Below are 23,319 nucleotides of genomic sequence, written 5' to 3' on the forward strand. Positions count from 1 at the left end.
GAGCTTCATCCTTTCGGTTCTCCGGTCCTGGACTGACGCACCATATCCGCAAAGTAGGCATGCAGCCGGTAGTCGTCGGTCAATTCCGGATGAAATGACGACACGAGAAGATGCCCTTCGCGCGCCGTTACCATTTCTCCATTATAAACCGCCAACACTTCGACGTCTGCACCGATTTCACGAATTAAGGGCGCCCGGATAAAAACGGCACGCACCGGCTCGTCGATTCCTTCGATCGGCAGGTCGGTCTCGAAGCTCTCCCGCTGACGTCCGAACGCATTGCGCGCGACCGTCATGTTCATGAGACCGAGATGCGGTTCTTCCTGCCCTTCGATCGATGTGGCAAGCACGATCAGTCCGGCACACGTGCCGAAGATCGGTCGGCCCGCCGCCGAAAACTCCCGGATGCGCTCGATGAAGCCGTACTTGCGCATCAGCTTGCCGATTACGGTGCTCTCGCCGCCCGGAATGACGAGGCCGTCGAGACCTTCGAGCTGCTCGACCGTCTTGACGGCGCAGCTCTCGGCTCCGGCCCGTTCCAGGCTGCGGATATGTTCGGATACGGCGCCCTGCAGGGCAAGCACGCCGATCTTGAGGTTCGAATTCGTCATCGCGCGATTACCAGCCGCGATCCTGCATGCGCTCGGAAGGAGCCAACTGCTTGATGTCGATGCCTTTCATCGGCGCGCCGAGGTTCTTCGATACTTCGGCGATCAGGCGGTAGTCGTCGTAATGCGTCGTCGCTTCGACGATGGCACGCGCGAATTTCTCGGGGCTGTCGGATTTGAAAATGCCGGAGCCGACGAACACGCCGTCCGCGCCCAGATGCATCATCAGCGCCGCGTCGGCCGGAGTCGCCACGCCGCCCGCCGCGAAGTTCACGACCGGAAGTTTGCCGTTCAGGTGAATATCGAGCAGCACTTCGTACGAAACGCCCAGATTTTTGGCTTCGGCGTACAGCTCGTCTTTGGACAGGTTCTTCACTCTGCGAATCTGACCGTTGATCAGGCGCATATGGCGGACCGCTTCCACGATGTTGCCGGTTCCCGGTTCGCCCTTCGTGCGGAGCATCGAAGCTCCTTCGCCGATCCGGCGCAGCGCTTCGCCGAGATCTTTGGCGCCGCATACGAACGGAATCGTGAATTCCTGCTTGTCGATATGGAACACTTCGTCCGCCGGTGTTAGCACTTCGCTCTCGTCGATATAATCCACGCCGAGCGATTCCAGCACTTTGGCTTCCACGTAATGCCCGATACGGGCTTTGGCCATGACGGGAATCGATACGACCTTCATGACTTCTTCCACGATGGTCGGATCGGCCATACGGGCTACGCCGCCCGCCGCCCGAATGTCGGACGGAACGCGTTCCAGCGCCATAACCGCCGTCGCTCCCGCCGCTTCGGCGATTTTGGCCTGTTCGGCGTTCATGACGTCCATGATGACGCCGCCTTTTTGCATTTCCGCCATGCCTCTTTTCACGCGCGATGTTCCTGCTTCCATTGTCGTAGCCCCCGTTGTGTTCCGATTTGGTCAAGCCGTTCTACCGGTGAATTTTACAGCAGGGGCTGCGCGCATACAATCGATTCGGCGCGATTTAGAACAGGTTCTTGATGCCTTCGAACAGATCGGAGAAGAATCCGCCGATTGCCCGCATCAGCTGCTTGAACCAGCCGGCTTTTTCGACGTCCGCGGAAGCGACGAGATCCACCGTTTTGGTCTGCGCTTCGGCTGCGCCTTTCGCTTGGTACGTATAGGTCGCGGTGCCGACCTTGTCGCCTTTGGCGATCGGCGCTTCAAGTGCGGAATCGATGCTGGCCTGCATTTTGAGGCTGCTGGCATCCGCTCCCTTTTGCACGACGAAGCTGAGCGCGCCGGCCGTCTCGTAGGCTACGGACTCTTCCTTGCCTTTGGTGACGACCGCGGGCGCTTCGCCTTCGATCGCCTGGTTCGCCGCGACCAACTCCTTGATCTCGAAGTTGTTGAAGCCGAAATCGAGCACTTTGCGCGTCTCGACGAAGCGGGAACCCTGATCGTTGGCGTCCGTGCCCATCACGACGCTGATCAGGCGCATGCCGTCGCGGACGGCCGTGCCGGTAAAGTTGTTGCCTGCCGCTTCGGTATGGCCGGTCTTGAGGCCGTCAAGCCCTTCATAGGCATAGGCTTTGAAGTTCGGCACTTCGGCGTTCGATTCGAGCATCCAGTCCAGATTGTCGATCCGCCCGCTGGCGCCGGGACGGAACTGGAAGAACGGAATCGTCGTGAATTCGTTGAAGTCGGGATGGTCGGTGACGATGTATTTCGCCAGCAGCGCGGCATCGATCGCCGACATGACCGTCTCTTTGCCGTCGGACGGCCGGGAATCGGCCGGCATGTCGGCAATGTTCAGGCCCGTGGAGTTGGCGAAGTGGGCGGTCTTCATGCCCATCCGCTTCGCTTCGCTGTTCATCAGCTTGACGAACTCGGTCTCGGTCGGCGCGACGGTCTCGGCCAGCGCCACGGTCGCGTCGTTCGCGGACCCGATCGCCATCGCGATGTACAGATCCTTCACGGTGTGCTGGTCGCCTTCGGCCAGGAACACGCGAGAGCCGATCTGGGCGGCCGCGTTTTTGCTGACCGTGACGACGTCTTCCCAGCTCATCTTGCCCTGCTTGACCTGTTCAGCCACGATATATTCGGTCATCATCTTCGTCATGCTGGCCGGAGGAAGCGCCACGTCGGCGTTCAGGGACAGCACGATTTCGCCGGTCGTCGGCTCAAGCAGAACGGCCGATTTGACGGCGAGGTTCAGGCTCTCGACTGTAGGAATGGCTTTCGGGGCCGCGGCAGGCGTCTTGGCCGCCGGAGCCTCGGTCGTTTGCGATTTGGTCGTGTCCGCGGCTGCGGCACCGGCCAGATTGGCGGGAACGACGGACAGACAGAGCATATGGATAAGTAGAACGGAAGCCGCGCTTCTTTTGAGCAGTTTCGGCTGGTTGATCCGGTTCTTCTCGATTTTGGTTTTATGGGTGGAAGGCATGCGTTTCAATGGATTAAATACTCCCCTCGTGCTCAGTTTCTTGGTCAGGCCTTTCTAGTCTAACACAGGGTTGGGCGGCATGTCTTCCCACGGAATGTGACAAACGGGAAAGTCCCGGTCCGCGGCGGGATGCCCGTGCGCAGGCTTGCGAACGTACTTTCGGAGGGCCTCAAGTTCCCGGGTTTCCGTCAAAAAAGCGGACCGGGCAAACAGCCCGGTCCGCTTCGAAAATGGTATGCGGTTCAATATGCGCTGCGCCCAGGCGCTCAAATGACGCTTAGACGGAATAGTTCGGCGCTTCCTTCGTAATCTGCACGTCGTGCGGATGGCTCTCGCGCAGGCCCGCTCCGGTGATACGGATAAACTGGGTATCGTCGCGCAGCACGGCGAGATCGCCGGCGCCGCAGTAGCCCATGCCCGAACGCAGGCCGCCGACCAGCTGGTTCACGGTGTCGGACAGCGGTCCTTTGTAAGCGACGCGGCCTTCGATGCCTTCCGGAACGAGCTTCTTGTCATCGTCCTGGAAGTAACGGTCTTTGCTGCCCTGCTTCATGGCCGCGATGGAACCCATGCCGCGGTAGACTTTGAAGCGGCGGCCTTGATAGATCTCGGCTTCGCCCGGGCTTTCTTCCGTGCCGGCGAACATGCTGCCGAGCATGACGGCGTGGGCGCCGGCCGCGATCGCTTTGGTGATCTCGCCGGAGTATTTGATGCCGCCGTCGGCGATGATCGGAATGCCGTATTCGCGGGCAACCGTCGCGCAGTCGTAGATGGCGGTAATCTGCGGCACGCCGATACCGGCGATAACGCGGGTGGTGCAGATCGAGCCGGGGCCGATCCCGACTTTGACGACGGAAGCGCCAGCTTCGATCAAGTCGCGCGTCGCTTCGCCCGTCGCCACGTTGCCGGCGATGATCGTCAGCTCCGGATAGCGGCTGCGGATATTGCGGACCGCGTCGAGGATGTTGATATGATGCCCGTGCGCGGAATCGACGACTATTACGTCGACGCCCGCGGTCACGAGCGCGTCGATCCGGTCTACCGCGTCGCTCGACACGCCGACGGCGGCGCCGACCAGCAGGCGGCCCTGCGCGTCTTTGGCGGCATTCGGGAACTGGATCGCTTTTTCGATGTCTTTAATGGTAATGAGACCTTTGAGCACGTTGTTCTCGTCGACCAGAGGCAGCTTCTCGATCTTGTGCTGCTGCAGGATGCCTTCCGCTTCGCGAAGCGTCGTGCCGACCGGAGCCGTCACCAGTTCTTCGTGCGTCATGACTTCCTTGATCGCGATGCTGTAGTCGTGGATAAAGCGCAAATCGCGGTTGGTCAGGATGCCGACCAGCTTCTCGTTCTCGTCGACGATCGGCACGCCGGAGATCCGATACTTGCCCATGAGGACTTCGGCATCGGAGACGAGGTGATCCGGACTCAGGAAGAACGGATTCGTGATGACGCCGTTCTCGGAGCGCTTCACGCGGTTCACTTCGTCCGCCTGCTTCTCGATCGGCATGTTTTTGTGAATGATGCCGATGCCGCCTTCGCGCGCGATCGCGATTGCCAGAGGCGCTTCGGTAACGGTATCCATGCCGGCGCTGATCAGCGGAATATTCAGCTTCACGCTGTCACTCAGTCTCGTGGACACGCTGACTTCCTTGGGCAGAACCTCCGACTTTCTCGGTACGAGCAATACGTCGTCGAACGTCAGACCTTCTTTGTCGAACTTGCTATTCCACACGCGATTTTGCCTCCTTTTTTGTCTGGTCCCAACTGCCGTTTTTTCCTTATATGGAAAGCTGAAAGGGCTTTTCTGAAAATATATTATTGCAATCTTAGCAAAGGGGGTATGGGCTGTCAAGGTGAAAAAGCTTGCAGGGACGCGGGCTCCGGGGCCGTTTCGGCAGGCCGGAAATCTGTCCGCCCCGTATGGACACGCCGCGTTTTTTCAATAATTTTCCTTTGCCTGCCTACCTGCTTGGAAAGTCCTCTTTTACAACGTATTTTCGCGGCCCAAAATGCTTTTCGCTTTCTGCTTGAACCCGGCTCCAAAAGCTGCGAATAACTCAAACATTATAACGTTATATTGTTTTTTGAAATAAGCGATGGTATGTTGGAATGGAATTCCATGCTTGATCCCGAATATCCGATCTCTTATCCCAGCGGAAGAAAGCAGGTGCTTCATGCCCAACAATCTCGTACTGCGTCAAGTCCGCCTGACGGACGGCCGCGCGGTGGATCTGACGGTGGAAAACGGCGTGATCGCCGGAATATCCCCGGCCGGCTCGAACGCCCGGGCGGCGGCCGCGTCCGGCCCTTTGATCGACTGCGAAGGCCGGTACGTCTCCAGCGGCTGGATCGACCTGCACGTGCATGCTTTTCCCGAATTCGAACCTTACGGCGACGCGATCGACGAGATCGGCATTCGCTGCGGCTCGACCACGATCGTCGATGCGGGCAGCTGCGGCGCCGACCGGATCGCCGAGCTTGCCGCAAGCCGAAGCGGCGCCCGGACCCGGCTGCTCGCTTTTCTCAACGTGTCGCGTCTCGGGCTGCAGCGGGTCGACGAACTGTCGCGCCTCGACTGGATCGACCGCGAAGCCGCCCTCTCGGCGGCGCGCGCGCAGGCCGGCTTCGTCGTCGGCTTCAAAGCGCGCATCAGCGGCAGCGTCGTCGGCGACAACGGCCTCGAACCGCTGCGCCGGGCGGTCGCGATCGCAGATACCGCCGGGCTGCCGCTGATGACGCATATCGGCTCGGCGCCTCCGGCGATCGAAGACGTCATCCCCCTGCTGCGGCGCGGCGATATCGTCACGCATTACCTGAACGGCAAAGCCAACAACCTGTTCGACGACAGCGGGCGGCCGCTGCCGGTGCTGCGTGACGCGATCGCGCGCGGCGTCAAGCTGGACGTCGGCCACGGCACCGCCAGCTTCTCGTTCAAGACGGCCGAACAGGCGCGGCGCGCCGGCGTTTTTTTCGATACGATCAGCACCGATATTTACCGCGGCAACCGGCTCCACGGTCCCGTCTACGGCATGGCCAGCGTGCTGACCAAGTTCCTGTCGCTCGGTTATCCGCTGGCGGACGTGATCGACGCGGTCACGAAACGCCCCGCCGACTGGCTGAACCGTCCGGAGCTCGGCCGTATCCGGGTCGGCGACGCCGCGAACCTGACCCTTTTTTCCGTTGAAGACAAGCCGTCCCTGCTGACGGATTCCGAAGGAAGCACGCGCACGTCGCGTCAGACGATTCAAGCCGAAGGAGTGATTGTGAATGGGCAGTACACTGCATGCCAAGTACGGTCTTAAACGGGTCATCAACGCAAGCGGAAGAATGAGCATTCTCGGCGTGTCCGCGCCGACGGATACGGTGATGGACGCGATGCGGGCCGGCGGCCAGAGCTACGTCGAGATCGCCGATCTGGTCGACAAGGCCGGAGCACGGATCGCGGATCTGCTCGGGTTCGAATCGGCGCTCGTCGTCAACTCCGCCTCAAGCGGTATCGCCCTGTCGGTCGCCGGTATCGTCACGGGCGGGAAGGTCGGGGCCAGCCTGCGGCTGCACCGGTCTCCTCTTTTGCAAAATGAGATCGTCATGCTCAAAGGCCACAACGTCCAATACGGCGCACCGGTCGATACGATGGTCTATCTGGGCGGCGGAACGGTCGTCGAAGCCGGCTACGCCAACGAAGGCACGACGGCGCAGCTCGAAGACGCGGTGACGGAACGCACGGCGGCGATCCTCTACGTCAAATCGCATCACGCGGTCCAAAAAAACATGGCGTCCGTCGAAGAAACGTGGGCGCTGGCGCAAAAGCTCGGCCTGCCGCTTATTATCGACGCGGCAGCCGAAGAAGATCTTCGGCGTTACGCGTCGTGCTCGGATCTCGTCATCTTCAGCGGTTCCAAAGCGATCGAAGGGCCGACGTCGGGCCTCGTGGCAGGCAAGCGGCGTTACGTCGACGCGGTCAAAGTGCAGCTGCACGGCATCGGCCGCAGCATGAAAGTCGGCAAGGAAACGACGTTCGGCCTGCTTCAGGCGCTGGATGAATACCTGGACAAACCCGACCGCAGTCAGCAGGAAAAAGAAACGCTGCAAGCGCTGCTGCCGCTCGGCGGGCTGGACGGCATCACTGTAAGCCTTGTGCAGGACGAAGCGGGCCGCGCCATCTACCGGGCCCGCGTGCAGATCGACCCGCAACTTGCGGGTACGGACGCGGTGCAGACGGTCGAAGCGCTGAAAAGCGGCGAGATCGCGATCTACACGCGCGATTACGGAGCGCGGCAGGGTTATTTCGATCTGGACCCGCGGCCGCTGCTCGGCGACGATATCCACGTGATCGAGCGCAGGCTGCGCGAACTATTCAAAGGGGGCAACTGAGCGATGGGCGAACACGGAAAGTTGACGAAACAAGACGGAGCGATCGCGAAGCGCCTGTACCGGGACCGGGCGGCGCTGAACGTGCTGGCGGGCAGCGTGGATAACGCGCGGGACGTATTCGAAGCGGCCGAAGGCCATGTGCTGGTCGGCGTGCTGTCCAAAGCGTACAAGACGGTGCCCGAAGCGGTCGACGCGATGCGGGAATACGGGCGGGCGATCGACGACGCGGTCTCGATCGGGCTCGGAGCCGGCGACAACCGCCAGGCGCAGGTCGTGGCCGAGATCGCGCGCGAATATGCCGGCAGCCATATCAACCAGGTGTTCCCGTCCGTCGGGACGACGCGCGGGAACCTGAACGGCACGCCGGGCTGGATCAACGCCCTCGTCTCCCCTTCGGGGCGGCCGGGTTACGTGAACCTCTCCACGGGTCCGTTCAGCGCCGCGGCTTCGGAGCAAGCGATCGTGCCGGTCAAAGCGGCGATCGCGCTCGTGCGGGACATGGGCGGCAGCGCGCTCAAGTATTTCCCGATGAAAGGGCTATCGCTCGAAGCCGAATACCGCGCGGTCGCGCAGGCCTGCGGCGAAGAAGGCTTCGCTCTGGAGCCGACCGGCGGCATCGACAAAAACAACTTCGAAGAAATTGTGCGTATCGCGCTCGAAGCGGGCGTGCCACAGGTAATCCCGCACGTCTATTCCTCGATCGTCGACGAAGCGAGCGGCGATACGATCGTGGCGGACGTGGCCGGGCTGCTGGCCGTCATGCGCCGGCTGGTCGACGACCATGCCTAAGAGCGTCGCGGCTTTTGGCGAAGTGATGATGCGGCTGGAGACGCCGGGATTCCGCCTGCTGTCGCAGACCGATACGCTGCAGGTGTCGTACTCCGGCAGCGGCGTCAACGTGCTGTCGGCGCTCTCGCGCTTCGGCCACCTCGCGCTGCCGGTCACGACGCTGCCGGACAATCCGGTCGGCGACGCGGCGGAAGCCAATCTGCGCAAGCTCGGGCTGCTGCCGCATTACGTGCGCCGCGACGGCATGTACCTGGGCATGTACATTCTGGAAGCCGGCTTCGGCGCGCGGCCCGGCCGGGTCACGTATACGAACCGGCAGCAGAGCAGCTTCAATCTGGCTGCCGAAGGCGCCTATCCGTTCGACGAAGCGGCCCGCGCGGCAGACGTCGTCCATTTCTGCGGCATCGCCCTCGCCATGAACGATACGGTCCGGCGCAATGCGCTGCGGTTCGCCGAAGCGGTCCGCGCGGCGGGCGGCACCGTCGCGTTCGACTGCAATTATCGGCCGGGCCTGTGGGGACCGGACGGTTATGCGCAGGCGCGCCCGTGGTATGAAAAAATGTTACAATTGGCACAGATCGTCTTCATGAACGAAAACGACGCGATCCATGTGCTCGGCCTGCCGCTTCCAGGCGGCGACCGGCTGGAACAGCTGCAGGCGCTGATGCCTGTCGTCGCCGGGCGGTACGGCACGGCCGTGCTGGCCGGCACGCACCGCGGCATCGAAAGCGACGGCCGGCATTCGCTGCTCGGCTATCTGTATCGGGCAGGCGAATTTCATTTCTCCGACCGGCTGACGTTTCCCGTCTACGACCGGATCGGAGCCGGCGACGCGTATGCGAGCGGTATTTTACACGGGGAATTGTCGGATTTTCCGGCCGATCGGACGGTCCGCTTCGCCGCCGCGGCCTCGATGCTGGCGCACACGATCGCGGGCGACACGCCGTTCTCCTCGGAAGCACAAATCTTCCGGGCCATGAACGAAGGAGCCGGCGACATAGAAAGGTAGGAACGAACCATGGCGACAAGCCGCACCAAACAACCGCTGTACCTGAAAATCCACGGCATTCTCAAAGACCGCATCCTGCACGGCCAGTATCCGCTAGATGCCTACCTCCCTCCCGAGCCCAAGCTTGAGGAGGAGTTCGGCGTCAGCAAGATTACGGTCCGGGGCGCGGTCAAACTGCTCGTGCAGGAAGGGTATGTGGAGACGAGCAGCGGCAAAGGCACCCGGGTCGTCCGCAATACGTCCACTTCCAAACGGTTTACCTGGAAAAGGTTTACGGAGATTCTGGTCGAAGAAGGCCACCGGATCGATAAAAAAGTGCTGGGTGCCGCAATCGTCCCTACCGGAAGCGACGACCGGCTGCGGGATCTGTTCGGCGCCTCCTGCCTGCGGATCGAACGGCTCTATTCGCTCGACGACGCGCCTTACATCCATTACACGCATTATTTGCCCGCGCACGCGGAAGACGATCCGGCGCAGCCGGCGCTCGAAGGGCAATCGCTGTACGGCTGGCTCGAAGAGCAGGGCATTGCCATCGCGCGGATGCGCGACGAATTTTCGGTCGGTTCGCCGGAGGCTGCGGCCGCCGAATCGCTTGGGGTGGAAAAAAACGCGGTGCTGCTGAAGCGGGTCCGGCTCGCCCACGACGAGACCGGCCGCGCGGCGGAATACAGCGAAGGCTTTTACCGCGACGGGATGCATCCTTATGTGGTTTATTATGAGGTGTAGGTGGGGGGCCGCGAGTCCTTTTCGACCTGCGCTTCGTTGCCCTTTCCCCTTTTGATTGGAATAAGAGCCGTCGGTAAAGGGGAAAGGACAAAGGCGCTCCGGTTCGAAAAGGACTCGCTCTGTGGGGTAGGGGAGTGCAGAGCGCAGGTCGCACAAGCTTGAAAGCGGACTGATAATTAAGAGATTAAGAGATTAAGGTCAAAAGATTAAGGTCAAGAAATTAAGGTCAAAAGAGGACCACGGCTTCCGCTGTAGGCGGAGAGCGTGGTCTTTGGTTTGCGGTTTGGGGAAAGAAGAAGGGCGAAGACTAGAGGCGAGGGCTAAAGACAAAGGGCAGGGGTTAGGTTGCTTTTGTGGCAATGTAGAGGGTGAAAATTGGCTGTTTGTAGAGTTACGTTGCTTATTAAGCAGCGTAGCTGCGTAAATCGAGCCTTAGATCGCCGAATTGGCTTGTACGTTGTTTTTTTGGACATGTAAGTAGGAGAAAAGAAGATTTGGGGAGGTTACGTTGCTTTTGCGGCAGTGTGGAGGCTTTGAAAAGAATGTTTATAAAGTCGAAGCGCTCAAATTAAGCCGCATGGCCGGGGGAGTAAAAAAATCAAAGAGGACCACGACTTTCCGGTATACGCGGAAAGCGTGGTCTTTTTGGGTGCGGGCAAGGCTTGGACGATCACGCCACTAGAGATCGGATCAGATCAGGTCTTCGTTCATCACTTTGACAATCAGCGCGGCGAACAGGCTGTTGGACCAGGCGAACCATTCGCGGGAAAAATCGCTCGGGTCGTCGGGGTGGAAGCCTTCGTGCATGTAGCCGGTGCCGGCGTCGGTGGCGAGCAGCATCTCGATCAAGTCTTTGATCTCCTGCTCGTCGTTCGACGTCAGGGCCTGCATGGACAGCGCCATATGCCAGACGTAGCCTCCCGGCGTGTGCGGGCTGCCGATACCTTTGGCGAACTTGCCTTCGAAATAGAACGGGTTGTCGAAGCTGAGCGCGAAACGGCGGGTGTTCTGATAGACCGGATCGTCGGTGCCGACGTAGCCGATGTACGGAATGGACAGCAGGCCCGGCGTGCCGGCGTCGTCCATCAGCGAATAATTGCCGTAGCCGTCGGTCTCGAACGCGTAGATTTTGCCGTGCTTCGGGTGGTCGACGATACCGTAGCGCTGGATGCCGAAGTTGATCTCCTTGATCAGCTTCGCGGCGCGGCCCGCCAACTCTTCGTCCCGGTAGATCTCCGACGCGATGCGCTCGATATGGCCGAGGATGACGACGGCGAACATGTTCGCCGGGATATTGTAGCCGAATTCGCACGCGTCGTCGCTGGAGCGGAAGCCGGACCAGCTCATGCCGGTATAGTTGGTCGGCATGCCGCGTCCGTCGTTGTACAGCGTCTCCGTATCCTGCTTCGTGTCGCGGCGGAAGTAGTACGGCGATTTGTCGTCGTGCCGCTGCTCGGTCGCGATGACCCGGACGACCGTGCTGAGCGCCCGGTAGCAGTCGGTGTCGAACATGGACGTCCGCCCCGTTTCCTGCCAATACTGCGCCAACAGCTGTACCGGGAAGCACAGCGAATCCAGCTCGTATTTGCGTTCCCACATCCACGGACTAAGCTCGCAATCGTCGGAATCGCGGTAATGCCGGCCGTTGGCCGTCTCGTTGAACGCGTTCGTATACGGATCGATATTGATGTAGAACAGCTGCCGGGCGATCAGCCCTTCGATGATCCGCTGCAGGTCGGCGTCGTGTTTGGCCAGCGGAATGTAATGCCGGACCTGCTCCACGGAATCTCTCAGCCACATCGCCGGGATGTCGCCGGTATAGATGAACGTCGTGCCGTCGTCCAACAATTTGGTAGTCGTCTCAAGCGTATTGGGAAAACAGTTCCGGAAAACCTGCTGCAGCTTGGGATGATGCGCAAGCCGTTGATCGGTCTGTTCGAGATAACGCTCGACCGCGCCTGGCAATTTGGGAATCGTGCTCATGAAAAACGCCTCCTGCTCGCAATAAAGGATAGGTGTTCGTAGGGTCATGGACAAGGGTTCGAAAAAAAGCGGCGGAAACGGTTCCGCGAGCGGCTGTCGGTTCCGCGGGTGCGGACGGGTACGCGAGCGGCGGAGCAGCCGATTCTACTCGCGTACGAGCGGTTCCAGCGCGAATGTCACGATCTTCGCCGCGCCGACCGACGCTTCGATCCGGCTGCCGTCCGCGGACGATTCGGATGCCGCGTCTTCCCCGCTCTGCGCGGCCGGTTCGTGCCGGCGTTCCAGAATATCGCTGCCGTATGCGCCGCCGACAGCAAAGTTCGGTTGGAACGCAAGCGCCGTCTCCCGGCCAGACAGATTGTACCAGCGTACGATCACGTCTTCATGCTCTTCGGACAATTTGAGGGCGGACAGCGCCAGATGCTCGCCGCTCCAGCTCAGGAGCCGGTATTCGGCCGGCAGCGGACCGGATTGACGCGCCAGCGCCCGGTGGAACCACGGCGTCTGGTATTGGTAAGCCTGCGCGAACGCGCCGGATTCGATCACGTCCCCGGCATGCGGGTAGACGGCGTATTCCAGCGTATGCTCGCCAAGGCATTGGGCTTCCGGCGTCTCGAACACGCCCCAGTCGCCGAGTTCGGACACACTGCGCAGCAGCGTCACGGCGATCGTGCCGGTGCCGCCTTGCAGCACTTCGTACTCGTTCAGTCCTTTGTTGGCGACGGTCAAGCCGTGCGTGCCGTCGGACAGACTCACGAACGCCTGCTGATGCTGGGCGTTGCTCGGGTTGATCCATTCCGGGGCGGGCACGATGTCCCGCTCCGCCGCTTCGAAGATCGAATCGGCGAGGACGGTCTCCGTCCGCAGGCCGGTCGGCAGCAGAACCCGCAGCCGATGGTCGCGCGCCCGGTTGTCGAGCGACACGGACACCTGCACGCCGCGGCCCGAGCGATCCAGCGAGACCCGCGTCTTCAGCGTCAGCAGCGTTGTTTTCGCGGAACGTCCGGCTTGGCGCTTGAGAAACGGAACGAGCTTCCGCTTCTCGTCTTCGAACCGGTCTTCCGCCCCGACCGGAATGCCCCATTCGTGCACGATCTCGTACGTCACGCGGTACGCTTCGTCTTCGACGAGCGAGATGCTCGCCTGCAGGTGTTCGGTCGTCAGCATGCGGTCGCCTTCCGGCTGCCGGAATACGTATTCGTTGCCGATATCGCCGCAGTTCTCGTACAGGCCGAGGTTCTCGTACCGGCGGCCCGTGACTTTGTCGGTCAAGGTATACGAGCCGTTCTCCGCGAAGCGGACGGCGAGAAATTGATTTTCCATGCCCTGCGGCGTCGAGACGACTTCTTCCGCTTCGGATTCGTTCGGCTGCCCTGCGGCTTCACGATTTGTCGGTACGTTCCCGGCCGCTTCGCCGTAAGCCGAACCGCCGTCCGCCTCCGGTACCCAGGCGTACAGCTTGTAGCCCAGCGCCGGCACGTCGGCCGCTTCGAACGTCAATCGGAACGTCCGCGCCATATAAGGCACGCGGAAACCGTCGTCCGGCAGGTCGTAGCCGAACTGCGCGCCGAGATCTTCGATCCGCGCCGCCACGAAGCGCCCTTGCGGATCGACCACCCGCCCCGGGCCAAGCGGCAGGGCATCCAGCTGCGCCGCGATGCCGTGCGGAGACGGCCCTTCCCGGAAGTCGGTGCGGGCCGCCTGGACTTCGACGGTCACGACGCCGCTGCGCATCCAGCCCGTCGTATTGAACAGGGCGACCGGCCGCGCGTGCTCCGGCCACGCTTCGACCGTATCCGTGCCGATGGCAGCGCCGATCGCGCTCAGGCTCTCGTCGATCAGTGCTTCGGCCATATGCCGGCTCTTGTCGAAGCGGGTCACCATCTCGCGGTGCACTTCGTCGACGCTGCAGCCGCAGATGCTGTCGTGCGGATGGTTCTGCATCAGCGTCTTCCACGCGTAAGCCAGCGGCTCGTGCGGATAAGGCTGACCGGCGGCAAGCTTCGCCATGACGGCCAGCGGTTCGGCTCCTTTTTCCAGTATCGTCTGTCCGGTCTGGTTCAGCTGCTTCAGATAGACGCGGGCCGAAGCGGTGTTGACGAGCGTCCCCCACCCGTCGGTGCGCGTGCTGCGCAGTTCGCCATGCACGGTCACCCACTCTTCGCGGTCATGCCGGGCCAGCGCTTCGAGATACCGGTCGAACGTCGAATGCACGAAGTCCACGTCCGGATAGAGCGCCGAAGCGGTCTCGATCGCGTCGCCGAGATCGGTCTGGATCGGCTGGTGGTCGCATCCGTTCATGAACAGCAGCTCCGGCGTCGAGGCGTATTTTTCCGCGTCCGCAAGCTTCTGCTGCCAATAGATCCGCGCTTCGTCTTCGCCGACCGGCACCTCATTGCCGTTGCTGTACCAGTTCGCGAACAGGACGCCGACGACGCTCGAACCGTCCGGCGACTCCCAGTTCATCTCCGAATAAGGCGACTCGTATTCCCCCGGCGCATCGCTCACCTGGTTGTCGAAGCCGGTCGGCTTGACGCCGCGCCCGAACACGGCCGCTTCGATATCGGCCTGCTTGAGCAGCTGCGGCGCCTGGCCCATATTGCCGAACGAATCCGGGAAATAGCCGAGCTTCGACACCGGACCCCAGCGGGCCGCTTCGCGGTGACCGATCAGCAGATTGCGCACATTCGCTTCCGAACTGGTCAAAAACTCGTCCTGCAGCACGTACCACGGTCCGATGATAATCTTTTCCTCGCGGATCAATTTGGCCAACCGGTCCCGCTGATCCGGGTAAATCTGCAAATAATCGTCGATGATAATCGTTTGTCCGTCGAGATGGAAATAGCGGTAGCGCTCGTCCTGCTCCAGCGTATCCAGCAGTTGGTTCATCAAGGTCGTCAAGCGCAGATGATGCGATTCGTACGGCAAATACCATTCCCGGTCCCAGTGGGTGTGGGAGATGATATGGGCGGTTTTTCGAGTCATGGACAACGTCCTCCTTGGTCTCGCTTCTATTCGTTACACGGTGCGTTTCATGGATTTCCCTGTACGCTAGACATGTTGTCATACTCGCGCTGGAAGCGCAATATGTGGAATTTTCTCGGCTCCTTCCGGCTCATATTCGACACATTCCGCCTTGGAGCCGAGCTGACATCGCGGTTCTTTTTGACGTGGAAAAGCGCTCCACTGCGCGGTTTGTCAGCTTTTCGGAAATGACAATGCGCAATACACATATTTACGGTACCGCCCGGGCTTCGTTAAGCTGGGTCTTGTAAGCGTTATCCATCAAGCATGAAGCAGACGTGCACGCCGATCTGCCGGACGCCGCAAACGGCGGTCCGAGACGCATCCGGCGTACACGCCATAGAAGGGGGAAATCCATGAAGGCATCCAAAACACCCGGCGCCGAGCTTCCGCTTCTGAAGAAGACTTCGAGACGCGCGCAAATTCTCGGCAACTGGGAGCTGTACCTGTTCATGCTGCCGGCGGTCCTGTACTTCCTTATTTTCCATTACGCTCCGATGTACGGTATCCAAATCGCCTTCAAAAACTTCGTTCCTTCCCTGGGCGTTACCGGAAGTCCGTGGGTCGGCTTCGACCACTTCGAGCGGTTCTTCAATTCCTACTATTTCTGGGATCTGATCTGGAACACGTTCAGCATCAGCTTCTATGAACTGGCCCTCGGATTCCCGCTGCCGATCATTCTGGCGCTGGCGTTCAACGAAGTGAGCAACGGCAAGTTCAAAAAGACGGTCCAGACCGTCACCTACGCGCCGCACTTCATCTCCGTCGTCGTCATGGCGGGCATGATCATCACGTTCCTCTCGCCGAGCAACGGCATGATCGTGATGCTGATCGAAGCGCTCGGCTTCAATGCGCCGCAGTTCCTGACCGATCCCGCCTGGTTCAAGACGATGTACGTGCTGTCCGGCGTCTGGCAAAGTACCGGCTGGGGCACGATCATCTATCTGGCCGCGCTGTCCGGCGTCGATCCGCAGCAGCACGAAGCCGCGATCGTCGACGGGGCGAGCCGCTTCAAGCGGGTGCTGCATATCAATCTGCCGAGCATCCTGCCGACGATCACGATCATGCTCATCCTCAATATGGGCAACATCCTGACGGTCGGCTACGAAAAGATTCTGCTGCTGCAAAACTCGCTCAACCTGGAGTCGTCCGACGTCATCTCGACCTACGTCTACAGAGCCGGTCTCGTCGACGCGCAGTACAGCTTCTCGACCGCGGTCGGATTGTTCAACTCGGTTATCAACGTGATCTTGCTGGTGACGGTTAACTGGATCGCCCGCCGCACCAGCGAAAACAGTTTATGGTAGTTCGTTAAGCGAGTTAAGTTTATTGTTTGAGCTTCAAACATTTAACGCGCTTAACGAACCAAGTACGTTAAGCGAGTTAAGTTTATTGTTTGAGCTTCAAACATTTAACGCGCTTAACGAACCAAGTACGCTTAAAGCACCCGAAAGGAGAGACCTCCATGATCAAAGCGATCCAAGAGTCCAAAGGCGACAAGATCTTCCTGATCTGCACCTATGTCTATCTGTCCGTCGCCCTGCTCGTCGTGCTGTATCCGCTCATCTACATTCTCAGCGCCTCGATCAGCAGTCCGCAGGCGGTCAACTCCGGGCAGATGTGGCTGTTTCCCAAAGACGTCACCTGGGCCGGCTACGAGCTGGTGTTCAACAATCCGAAGATCTGGAACGGCTACCTGAACACGATCATCTATACGCTCGTCGGCACGCTGCTCAATCTGGCTGTTACCCTGCCCGCTGCGTATGCGCTCAGCCGTTCCGATTTTGTCGGCCGGGGCTGGTTTATGGCTTTTATCCTGCTGACGATGTTCTTCAGCGGCGGGTTGGTTCCGACGTATCTGGTGGTCAAAAACCTCGGCCTGATCGACACGATGGGCGCGCTCATCCTGCCGGTCGCCGCTTCGGTATGGAATATCGTCGTTGCCCGCACCTTTTTCCAATCGGCGATTCCCAAAGAACTGCAGGAAGCGGCGCATATCGACGGCTGTACGAATCTCAAGCTGTTCTGGCGCGTTGTCCTGCCGCTCTCGGCTCCGATCATCGCGGTCATGGCGCTGTTCTACGGAGTCGGGCACTGGAACAGTTATTTCCCTTCGCTGATCTACCTGAACAGCGAAGCCAAATATCCGCTTCAGATGGTTCTGCGCCAAATTCTCGTCCTGCAGGAAATGTCCGCGGAAACGACAGGCGCGGCGATCAGCGGAGACATTGCGCAGGCCATGAATTCCAAAGCCGAGACGGCCTCGCTGATCAAATACGGCGTTATCGTCGTCTCCACGCTGCCGATCATCGCCGTCTATCCGTTCCTGCAGCGATATTTTGTCCAGGGGGTGATGGTGGGTTCGGTCAAGGGTTAAGTTGAAATTGTCCATTCAAACACAGAGGGGGATTTACCATGAACATCCGAAGCAAAGCCTGGAAGCTGCTGATGGTTGGAGGGCTTGGCGCCTCGCTGCTGGCAGGCTGCGGAGGCTCCGACGAAGCGGCAAGCAGCGGTGAAAAAGTGACGGTCAGCAAGGAAGGATTCCCGATTGTCGAGACCCCGATCAAACTTACCATGATGGCGCCGGACGTCGGGATTCAGAACTGGGAAGACATGGTCGTCCTGCAGGAAATGGAGAAAATGTCGAACGTCTCTTTTGAATACAAAAACGCGCCCAAAGAAAGCTTCGATACGAAAAAGAACCTCGTCTTCGCCAGCGAAGATTACCCGGACGTCTTCTACGCCGCCGGCCTAACGCCGTCGGAGCAGCTCAAATACGGCGAACAGGGCGTGCTGCTCCCGCTCGAAGGACTGATCGACGAATACGCGCCGAACTTCAAAGCGCTGCTGGAAGAATACCCGGACGTACGTAAATCGATCACGGCGCCGGACGGCCATATCTACTCGCTGCCGGTCGTCGAGTTCAGCCAGCACTGGTACCGCAATCCGATGTGGTACAACGGCGAGTTCCTGGACGCGCTCGGGATCGACAAGCTGCCGGAAACGACGGAAGAACTGTACGATTACCTCAAGCGGGTCAAGGAAGAAGATCCGAACGGCAACGGCGAAATGGACGAGATTCCGGTCTCTTCGGTAACGACCGCGGCCGCCAACGTGCGGGATATCCGGACCTGGCTGCTGGGCGCGTTCGGCATCTATGAAGAAGAAATCTACGTAGACGACAGCGACGTCGTGCATTACACGCCGGTCGAAGAAGGCTACAAACATTATCTGGAGTACATGAACCGTCTGTGGGCGGACGGCCTGCTCGATCCGGAAAGCTTCTCGCAGACCGGCGAACAGAAAAAAGCCAAAGGCCAAAGCAACCGGCTCGGCCTGTTCTCCGACTGGCATGCCTACATGACCAAAGGCGGCGAACCGTCCGACAAAGATCCGATGTTCCTGCCGGTACGCAGCGAGTTCGTCGACCAACCGGCGATCGCCAAAAACCGCGGCATTACGACCGGAGCTTTTGCCATCACCAAAACGAATCCGTCGCCGGAAGCGTCGATGCGCTGGGTCGATTACCTGTACTCCTACGAAGGTGCGCTGCTGTTCAACAAAGGACCGGAAGGCACGCTTTGGGAGTATGAGAACGAGGCGGATCGCACCAAAAAAGCACTGCCTGTTCCGGGCGGCGGAGATTCGGAAGAATACCGCTCCACGCTGACGCCGAACTACGGTATTCCGGCTCCGACCATCTCGATGGACGATATTACCAAAGGTCTGAAGAACGATTTCGATCTGTGGGTGGAAAAAGAAACGCAGACCAAACTGCTCGACAACGGAGCGCGCGCGCCGTTCCCGGCCCTGTTCCTCACCGTTGAAGAACAGTCCGAGATCAACAGCCTGAACTCCGACCTCAGCACGTACGTCAAGCAGATGGAAGCGAAGTTCATCACGGGCGCCGAGCCGATCAGCGGCTGGGACGCTTACGTCGAGACGCTGAACAAGATGGGCGCGAACCGCGTCAAGGAAATCAATCAAGCCGCGTACGATCGCTGGAAAGCGAACTAAGAGCCAGGCGGAAAACCAATCTTGCGACCGACAATAGCTCAGACCTGAAGACAGGGCGCTCGCATACGATATGATGCCGGGTGCCCTGCCTGTCTGGAGCGCGCCAAAAGCCGACCGCGCGATAGCGCAGCCGGCTTGAACGGTTCAGCCTATGATTTATAGCGTACTTTTTTTAGCCTATTCTTGAAGCTGGAGGTCTTTTCCCATGAAAATCACCCGACATCCCGACAATCCGATCGTCGTGCCCGGTCTGTACGAATGGCGCAAAGCGACCGTCTTCAATCCCGCCGTCATCGTCGACAACGGCAAGTTTTATATGATCGAACGGACCGCCGGATCGCTGACGCCGTGCAAAAATTACCTCGGTCTGCTCGAAAGCGAAGACGGCGTGCACTTTACCCACGTCAAGGAAGAACCGATCCTGACGCCCGATCAGCTCGGCTTCCCGTATGGCAGCGTGCAGGACCCGCGCGTCGTCAAGATCGACGGCACGTTCTACCTGAACTACGCCCTGCGTCCGTGCGCGATGAGCTATTACCCGACCGGCACCGGCATCCCGGAACGCTCGATCCCGACCTATCCCGACGGCTGGGGCGAACAGCCCGGCCACTGGTTGACCCGTTCTTCGATCGCCAGGTCCGATAACCTGATCGATTGGGAATTCGTCGCCGACACGACGCCGCTTGAGATCAACGACCGCGACAACATCCTGTTCCCCGAAAAGATCAACGGGCGTTTCGTGCTGCTGCGCCGCCCCGAAGAATACGTCGGCGAAGCGTACGGCACGGAGAAAGCGGCGATGTGGATCACCTACTCCGACGACCTTATCCATTGGGACGAGCCCAAGCTGCTGGCCAAAGCGGAGAATCCTTCCTGGGAATCCCGCAAGATCGGCGGTTCCACGCCTCCGATTCGGACCGACGCCGGCTGGCTCGTGCTGTATCACGGCGTGGACGACGACATCGTCTACCGCGTAGGCGCGCTGCTGCTCGATCTGGACAATCCGGAGATCGTGCTTGCCCGTACCTGGGAGCCGATCATGGAACCGGAGACGTATTACGAAAAATTCGGCTACCAGATTCCCAATGTCGTGTTCCCGACCGGCAATATCGTCAAAGACGGGCTGCTGTACATCTACTACGGGGTCACGGACACGGCGATCGCGCTGGCGACGGTGCCCGTGGACGAATTGGTCGAACATCTGCTGGAGCAGGTGGAGCCGGCCGGGCAGACGGGGCGGAATTAAGCTCTTTTCGACGCTTTCTGCTTGCGGTACTGCCCGGGGGTGAAGCCCATTTCTTTTTTGAACCGGCGTATGAAGTTGGGCGCGTCCAGATAGCCGACCTGTTCGATGATTTCTTTGAGCGGAGCGCTCGTCGTCTCCAACTGCCGGATCACTTCTTCGACGCGGCTGCGCCAAATATACTGCGAAAAATTCAACCCGGTCTTTTCCTTGAAGCTGCGGCTCAAATAAGACGTGGACACCGAATACTTCAGCGCGAGATGTTCCAGGCTCAGCGTATAATCGGAGAATCGGTCGTCCACGTCTTTTACAATGTCGTCGATCAGCGTGTCGCGCGTCTCTTCCGTGTTGCGCTCGACCTGGGCGCAGATCTCGGAAGCGAGCGACAGCAGGCGGCTCTCCAGTTCTTCCAACGTTTCAAAAGAGGCCAGAACCGAAATGTCCGCAAATACTTCCTTCATGCCGAGTTCCGACGCCGTTCGCAGCAGCGAGTTCAGCACGTCGAAGCAGATACAGCGCAGCAGCGGCGCGGACAGCGGTTCTTTTTTGAGCGTATCCATGATGTCCGACAAGATGCGCACCGCCACAAGCGTGCTTCCCTGCTTGAGGCTCTGATCCAGCTTGAGAATCAGTTTGCGCGAGATCCAGAAGCTGCCTTCTTCCGCCTGTTCGGGCCCCGCCAGCTGTTCGAAATACGTCACCTGCCCGCGTCCGTTCATCTTGCGGTGTTCCAGCGCCGTCGCCGCTTCCACGAACGACTGGTTCAGCGAGTCCAGATCCGCGTAAGCCGACCCGACCCCGATATGTGGCACGGACTGCAGCCCGTCGACCGCGAGCAGCCGGACCGCTTCGATCGTGCGCGCGATTCTCTCTTGCAGCCCGTCCCCTCCTTCCTGCTCTTCCAGGGCAATCACCAGCGCAAGCTGGTCGACAGCGGAAAATTCCACCCCGAATACGCGCGCCCCTGTGCCTTCCACGACGAAATGACTGAGCGCATCGCGCACCGCATACCGTTCTTCCGAAATCTGGCGTCCTTCCGATGGCTCGCTCCAGGACAGGATCGCCGTCAGGTATCGCCCGTGACCGTCTCCGAAGCCCAGCCCGATCCCGTCGATCGTCCGCATCATCTCCCGGTCGTCCGGACGGCCGTGCTTGAGCAGGAGCAGCAGGCATTGGTTGCGCACGAACGGCTGCTGCATATCGATTCTCGCATTGTATTCGCGGATCGTCTGCCGGATGGAATCCCATTCGTTCGACGCTTTGGCCGCCGCTCCGCTCTGGATGCCGACGAATTCCATCAGGTCTTTGACCGGATGGTACTGTCGTCTGGCCAGCATCATCGCCGCGAGGCTGCCCGTGACGACGACAAGGGCGAAGACGATCGCGATCAGCGTCTGCACCTGTGCCACCCGTCCGAAAAACTGGTGGCTCGGCATCGCCATCACATAAGTCCAGCCGTTCTCTTCCGACGTGACCGACACGACCGACTGCTTCTCTCCGGCCAGCGTCATGCTGTGAATGCCCGGCTCCAGATCGGCAAGCGTCCCCCATTCCGCGCCCGGCGTCTCCGTCCCGCGGCTGTTGGTCGTCAGCACTTCTCCTTTTTCATTAAAAATGTAATTGCTGCCGTTCACGTCGTTCAAAATGGAGTCCATCACGCCGGTCAGTTTGGATTCTTTCATTAAATAGACGACCGCTCCGTACGGATACGGATCGTTGGTCTTGATCGGCACGATATACGTCAGCATCGGCTCCTGGCGCGAATACATATTGACCATCTCCGCGGCGCGGATCAGCGGCTGGTCGATCTCGTTCAGATTGCGATGCACTTCTTCCGAGGTCCAATGCTCGAATCGGTACTCCCGGTTGAAGACGACGTCCAGATTCGCAAGTCCGCGGTAAGAATAGATCAGCGAATCGCCGTGCATGTACAGCAGCAGGTCTTCGACGATGCTGTTGCTCGCTTTGTAGTTGGCCAGTGTGCGGATCGCTTCCTGCGCATACAGCGTATGGTCCAGCATGTAGGGAGTCAGATGTTCGTCGTACGAAATCCGGCTGGCAAGCGCATGCAGTTCGTTCATCCGGTCGTCGATCGTCAGCTTCACCTGATTGAGCTGGTTAATCTTGGACTGCTCGATTTCGGAGCGCAAATTTTTGACAGCGCTATCATATACAAAGACGGTAAGAGCCGTCAAAGGAATGAGAAAGGCCAGTATATAAGAAAGCGCGTATCGGAACAAAAGCTTGGACTTCATTACGTTCCATCGTTCCTGAAAAACGAATCGGGATCCGTATAAAGCTTGTATGCTGCGTTTCATGTTGTGCTTTTGCCCCCTTTCGACCGATGATGCTCTAAACATTATAACGTTATATTGAATTTGACGCTAGAGGGAGGAGCGCGCCTTTTTCGACCTGCGCTTCGTTGCCCTCCCCCTTTTCTCGATTGGAATAAGAGCATCTGGCGGAAAAAGGGGAGGGCAAAGGCGCTCCGGTTCGAAACGGGCCCGCTCTGGGGGTAGAGAAGGCCTCTCAAGCCTCCAGGCGCTTGAGAGGCAGAGCGGGAATACGCACGGTCAGGCGGCTATTATGAGCCGCAGGGAAGAGGCAGCGGCTTTGCCGGCTGCAAGGGCGCAAGATTAAGGGCAACGGGAAGAAATACTCTTTAAACAACAAAAAGAGCCTTTACCGAGTGAACGGTAAAGGCTCTTTCTTTTTGGCTTGGCGGCTTCCTACTCTCCCAGGACCCTGCGGTCCAAGTACCATCGGCGCTAGAGGGCTTAACGGTCGTGTTCGAGATGGGAACGTGTGGAACCCCTCTGNAAAGTAAGCCGGAACAGATTGTCTTTAGGAAACGAATATCCCGATTGGGCCTGTGTTTCCTAAACAAGCTCTGTTTTGTAACTCAAGGTTTGCACCTTGAAAACCGGATCCGAAACGATCCACTTCGCGTCATGAAGTGTTTGCCTGCGCAGAAGTCTCAACCGAAGCAGATGCTTCCGAAGGGACTTGCTGCGCAAGTCTATAGGATAAGCCCTCGACCGATTAGTACAGGTCAGCTACACGTATTGCTACGCTTCGACCTCCTGCCTATCTACCTCGTCGTCTCCAAGGGGTCTTACCACTTGCGTGTGG

The 23,319-nt window shown here is 59.5% G+C and carries 16 protein-coding genes and 2 rRNA genes; 9 read left to right on the top strand and 9 right to left on the bottom strand.

Going from position 1 to position 23,319, the window contains the following annotated elements; genetic code table 11:
* Positions 1-5: 5 nt before the first annotated feature.
* The 4 genes from pdxT to guaB all read right to left on the bottom strand — a co-directional run bounded on the left by pdxT (position 6) and on the right by guaB (position 4,751).
* Complete coding sequence (gene pdxT / locus FTE24_RS02635) at positions 6-611, bottom strand: pyridoxal 5'-phosphate synthase glutaminase subunit PdxT (RefSeq protein WP_150235619.1); 606 nt, start codon at positions 609-611, stop codon at positions 6-8.
* 7 nt (positions 612-618) lie between these two features.
* Positions 619-1,500: a pyridoxal 5'-phosphate synthase lyase subunit PdxS gene (gene pdxS / locus FTE24_RS02640; protein ID WP_141447879.1), complete on the bottom strand. Its 882-nt coding sequence runs from the start codon at positions 1,498-1,500 to the stop codon at positions 619-621.
* A gap of 94 nt (positions 1,501-1,594) precedes the next feature.
* Complete coding sequence (locus FTE24_RS02645) at positions 1,595-3,016, bottom strand: D-alanyl-D-alanine carboxypeptidase family protein (RefSeq protein WP_141450434.1); 1,422 nt, start codon at positions 3,014-3,016, stop codon at positions 1,595-1,597.
* Positions 3,017-3,293: 277 nt separating this feature from the next.
* The gene (gene guaB / locus FTE24_RS02650) at positions 3,294-4,751 is read right to left on the bottom strand and encodes an IMP dehydrogenase (protein ID WP_141447878.1); all 1,458 of its coding nucleotides are present in this window, start codon (positions 4,749-4,751) and stop codon (positions 3,294-3,296) included.
* A 442-nt stretch (positions 4,752-5,193) separates the two neighbouring features.
* Here guaB and FTE24_RS02655 point away from each other — a divergent pair, with 442 nt between their 5' ends.
* From FTE24_RS02655 to FTE24_RS02675, 5 genes are read left to right on the top strand one after another with little or no spacing between them, the layout of a single operon-like run.
* The gene (locus tag FTE24_RS02655; protein ID WP_150235617.1) at positions 5,194-6,321 is read left to right on the top strand and encodes an amidohydrolase/deacetylase family metallohydrolase; all 1,128 of its coding nucleotides are present in this window, start codon (positions 5,194-5,196) and stop codon (positions 6,319-6,321) included.
* A complete protein-coding gene (locus FTE24_RS02660; protein ID WP_150235615.1) occupies positions 6,287-7,393 on the top strand; it encodes a DgaE family pyridoxal phosphate-dependent ammonia lyase in 1,107 nt (368 codons plus the stop codon). The genes FTE24_RS02655 and FTE24_RS02660 overlap by 35 nt, the downstream gene beginning before the upstream one ends.
* Before the next feature lie 3 nt (positions 7,394-7,396).
* Positions 7,397-8,182, top strand: coding sequence for a 2-dehydro-3-deoxy-phosphogluconate aldolase (gene dagF / locus FTE24_RS02665; protein ID WP_150235613.1), 786 nt, complete (start codon positions 7,397-7,399; stop codon positions 8,180-8,182).
* Positions 8,175-9,191, top strand: coding sequence for a sugar kinase (locus tag FTE24_RS02670; protein ID WP_150235611.1), 1,017 nt, complete (start codon positions 8,175-8,177; stop codon positions 9,189-9,191). Before dagF ends, FTE24_RS02670 begins: the two co-directional genes overlap by 8 nt.
* 9 nt (positions 9,192-9,200) lie before the next feature.
* Entirely contained in the window at positions 9,201-9,917 is a 717-nt protein-coding gene (locus FTE24_RS02675) for a GntR family transcriptional regulator (RefSeq protein ID WP_150235609.1), read from the top strand.
* Positions 9,918-10,607: 690 nt separating this feature from the next.
* On the opposite strand, the gene FTE24_RS02680 is transcribed toward FTE24_RS02675, so the two are convergent.
* Together FTE24_RS02680 and FTE24_RS02685 are read right to left on the bottom strand one after the other, a co-directional pair.
* Positions 10,608-11,900 carry a glycoside hydrolase family 125 protein gene (locus FTE24_RS02680; protein ID WP_150235607.1) on the bottom strand — a complete coding sequence of 431 codons (1,293 nt, stop codon included), beginning with the start codon at positions 11,898-11,900 and terminating at the stop codon, positions 10,608-10,610.
* 144 nt (positions 11,901-12,044) lie between these two features.
* Entirely contained in the window at positions 12,045-14,885 is a 2,841-nt protein-coding gene (locus tag FTE24_RS02685; protein WP_150235606.1) for an alpha-mannosidase, read from the bottom strand.
* A 395-nt stretch (positions 14,886-15,280) separates the two neighbouring features.
* On the opposite strand from FTE24_RS02685, the gene FTE24_RS02690 reads away from it, so the two are divergent.
* The 4 genes from FTE24_RS02690 to FTE24_RS02705 all read left to right on the top strand — a co-directional run bounded on the left by FTE24_RS02690 (position 15,281) and on the right by FTE24_RS02705 (position 20,190).
* Positions 15,281-16,231 carry an ABC transporter permease gene (locus FTE24_RS02690; protein ID WP_150235604.1) on the top strand — a complete coding sequence of 317 codons (951 nt, stop codon included), beginning with the start codon at positions 15,281-15,283 and terminating at the stop codon, positions 16,229-16,231.
* Between the two features lie 158 nt (positions 16,232-16,389).
* Complete coding sequence (locus FTE24_RS02695; RefSeq protein WP_150235602.1) at positions 16,390-17,301, top strand: carbohydrate ABC transporter permease; 912 nt, start codon at positions 16,390-16,392, stop codon at positions 17,299-17,301.
* A 38-nt stretch (positions 17,302-17,339) separates the two neighbouring features.
* Complete coding sequence (locus FTE24_RS02700) at positions 17,340-18,944, top strand: extracellular solute-binding protein (RefSeq protein ID WP_141447868.1); 1,605 nt, start codon at positions 17,340-17,342, stop codon at positions 18,942-18,944.
* A gap of 205 nt (positions 18,945-19,149) precedes the next feature.
* Positions 19,150-20,190, top strand: coding sequence for a glycosidase (locus tag FTE24_RS02705; RefSeq protein ID WP_150235600.1), 1,041 nt, complete (start codon positions 19,150-19,152; stop codon positions 20,188-20,190).
* On the opposite strand, the gene FTE24_RS02710 is transcribed toward FTE24_RS02705, so the two are convergent.
* The 3 genes from FTE24_RS02710 to FTE24_RS02720 all read right to left on the bottom strand — a co-directional run.
* Positions 20,187-22,337, bottom strand: a complete 2,151-nt coding sequence (locus FTE24_RS02710) for a helix-turn-helix domain-containing protein (RefSeq protein WP_337190004.1) — start codon at positions 22,335-22,337, stop codon at positions 20,187-20,189. The two genes, FTE24_RS02705 and FTE24_RS02710, sit on opposite strands and share 4 nt — an antisense overlap.
* A gap of 569 nt (positions 22,338-22,906) precedes the next feature.
* Positions 22,907-23,020, bottom strand: a 5S ribosomal RNA gene (gene rrf, locus FTE24_RS02715).
* 189 nt (positions 23,021-23,209) lie between these two features.
* Positions 23,210-23,319 (bottom strand): 23S ribosomal RNA (locus tag FTE24_RS02720); the annotation flags it as partial.

Source organism: Saccharibacillus sp. WB 17, assembly GCF_008634075.2.
Lineage (GTDB): Bacteria > Bacillota > Bacilli > Paenibacillales > Paenibacillaceae > Saccharibacillus > Saccharibacillus brassicae.

Bases quoted from the DNA above. Each gene is read 5' to 3' on its own strand.
- pdxT (WP_150235619.1), bottom strand. From the start codon at position 611: ATGACGAATTCGAACCTCAAGATCGGCGTGCTTGCCCTGCAGGGCGCC.
- FTE24_RS02670 (WP_150235611.1), top strand. From the start codon at position 8,175: ATGCCTAAGAGCGTCGCGGCTTTTGGCGAAGTGATGATGCGGCTGGAG.
- pdxS (WP_141447879.1), bottom strand. From the start codon at position 1,500: ATGGAAGCAGGAACATCGCGCGTGAAAAGAGGCATGGCGGAAATGCAA.
- FTE24_RS02695 (WP_150235602.1), top strand. From the start codon at position 16,390: ATGATCAAAGCGATCCAAGAGTCCAAAGGCGACAAGATCTTCCTGATC.
- FTE24_RS02655 (WP_150235617.1), top strand. From the start codon at position 5,194: ATGCCCAACAATCTCGTACTGCGTCAAGTCCGCCTGACGGACGGCCGC.
- FTE24_RS02685 (WP_150235606.1), bottom strand. From the start codon at position 14,885: ATGACTCGAAAAACCGCCCATATCATCTCCCACACCCACTGGGACCGG.
- FTE24_RS02645 (WP_141450434.1), bottom strand. From the start codon at position 3,016: ATGCCTTCCACCCATAAAACCAAAATCGAGAAGAACCGGATCAACCAG.
- dagF (WP_150235613.1), top strand. From the start codon at position 7,397: ATGGGCGAACACGGAAAGTTGACGAAACAAGACGGAGCGATCGCGAAG.
- FTE24_RS02660 (WP_150235615.1), top strand. From the start codon at position 6,287: ATGGGCAGTACACTGCATGCCAAGTACGGTCTTAAACGGGTCATCAAC.
- FTE24_RS02680 (WP_150235607.1), bottom strand. From the start codon at position 11,900: ATGAGCACGATTCCCAAATTGCCAGGCGCGGTCGAGCGTTATCTCGAA.
- FTE24_RS02675 (WP_150235609.1), top strand. From the start codon at position 9,201: ATGGCGACAAGCCGCACCAAACAACCGCTGTACCTGAAAATCCACGGC.
- FTE24_RS02690 (WP_150235604.1), top strand. From the start codon at position 15,281: ATGAAGGCATCCAAAACACCCGGCGCCGAGCTTCCGCTTCTGAAGAAG.
- FTE24_RS02700 (WP_141447868.1), top strand. From the start codon at position 17,340: ATGAACATCCGAAGCAAAGCCTGGAAGCTGCTGATGGTTGGAGGGCTT.
- FTE24_RS02705 (WP_150235600.1), top strand. From the start codon at position 19,150: ATGAAAATCACCCGACATCCCGACAATCCGATCGTCGTGCCCGGTCTG.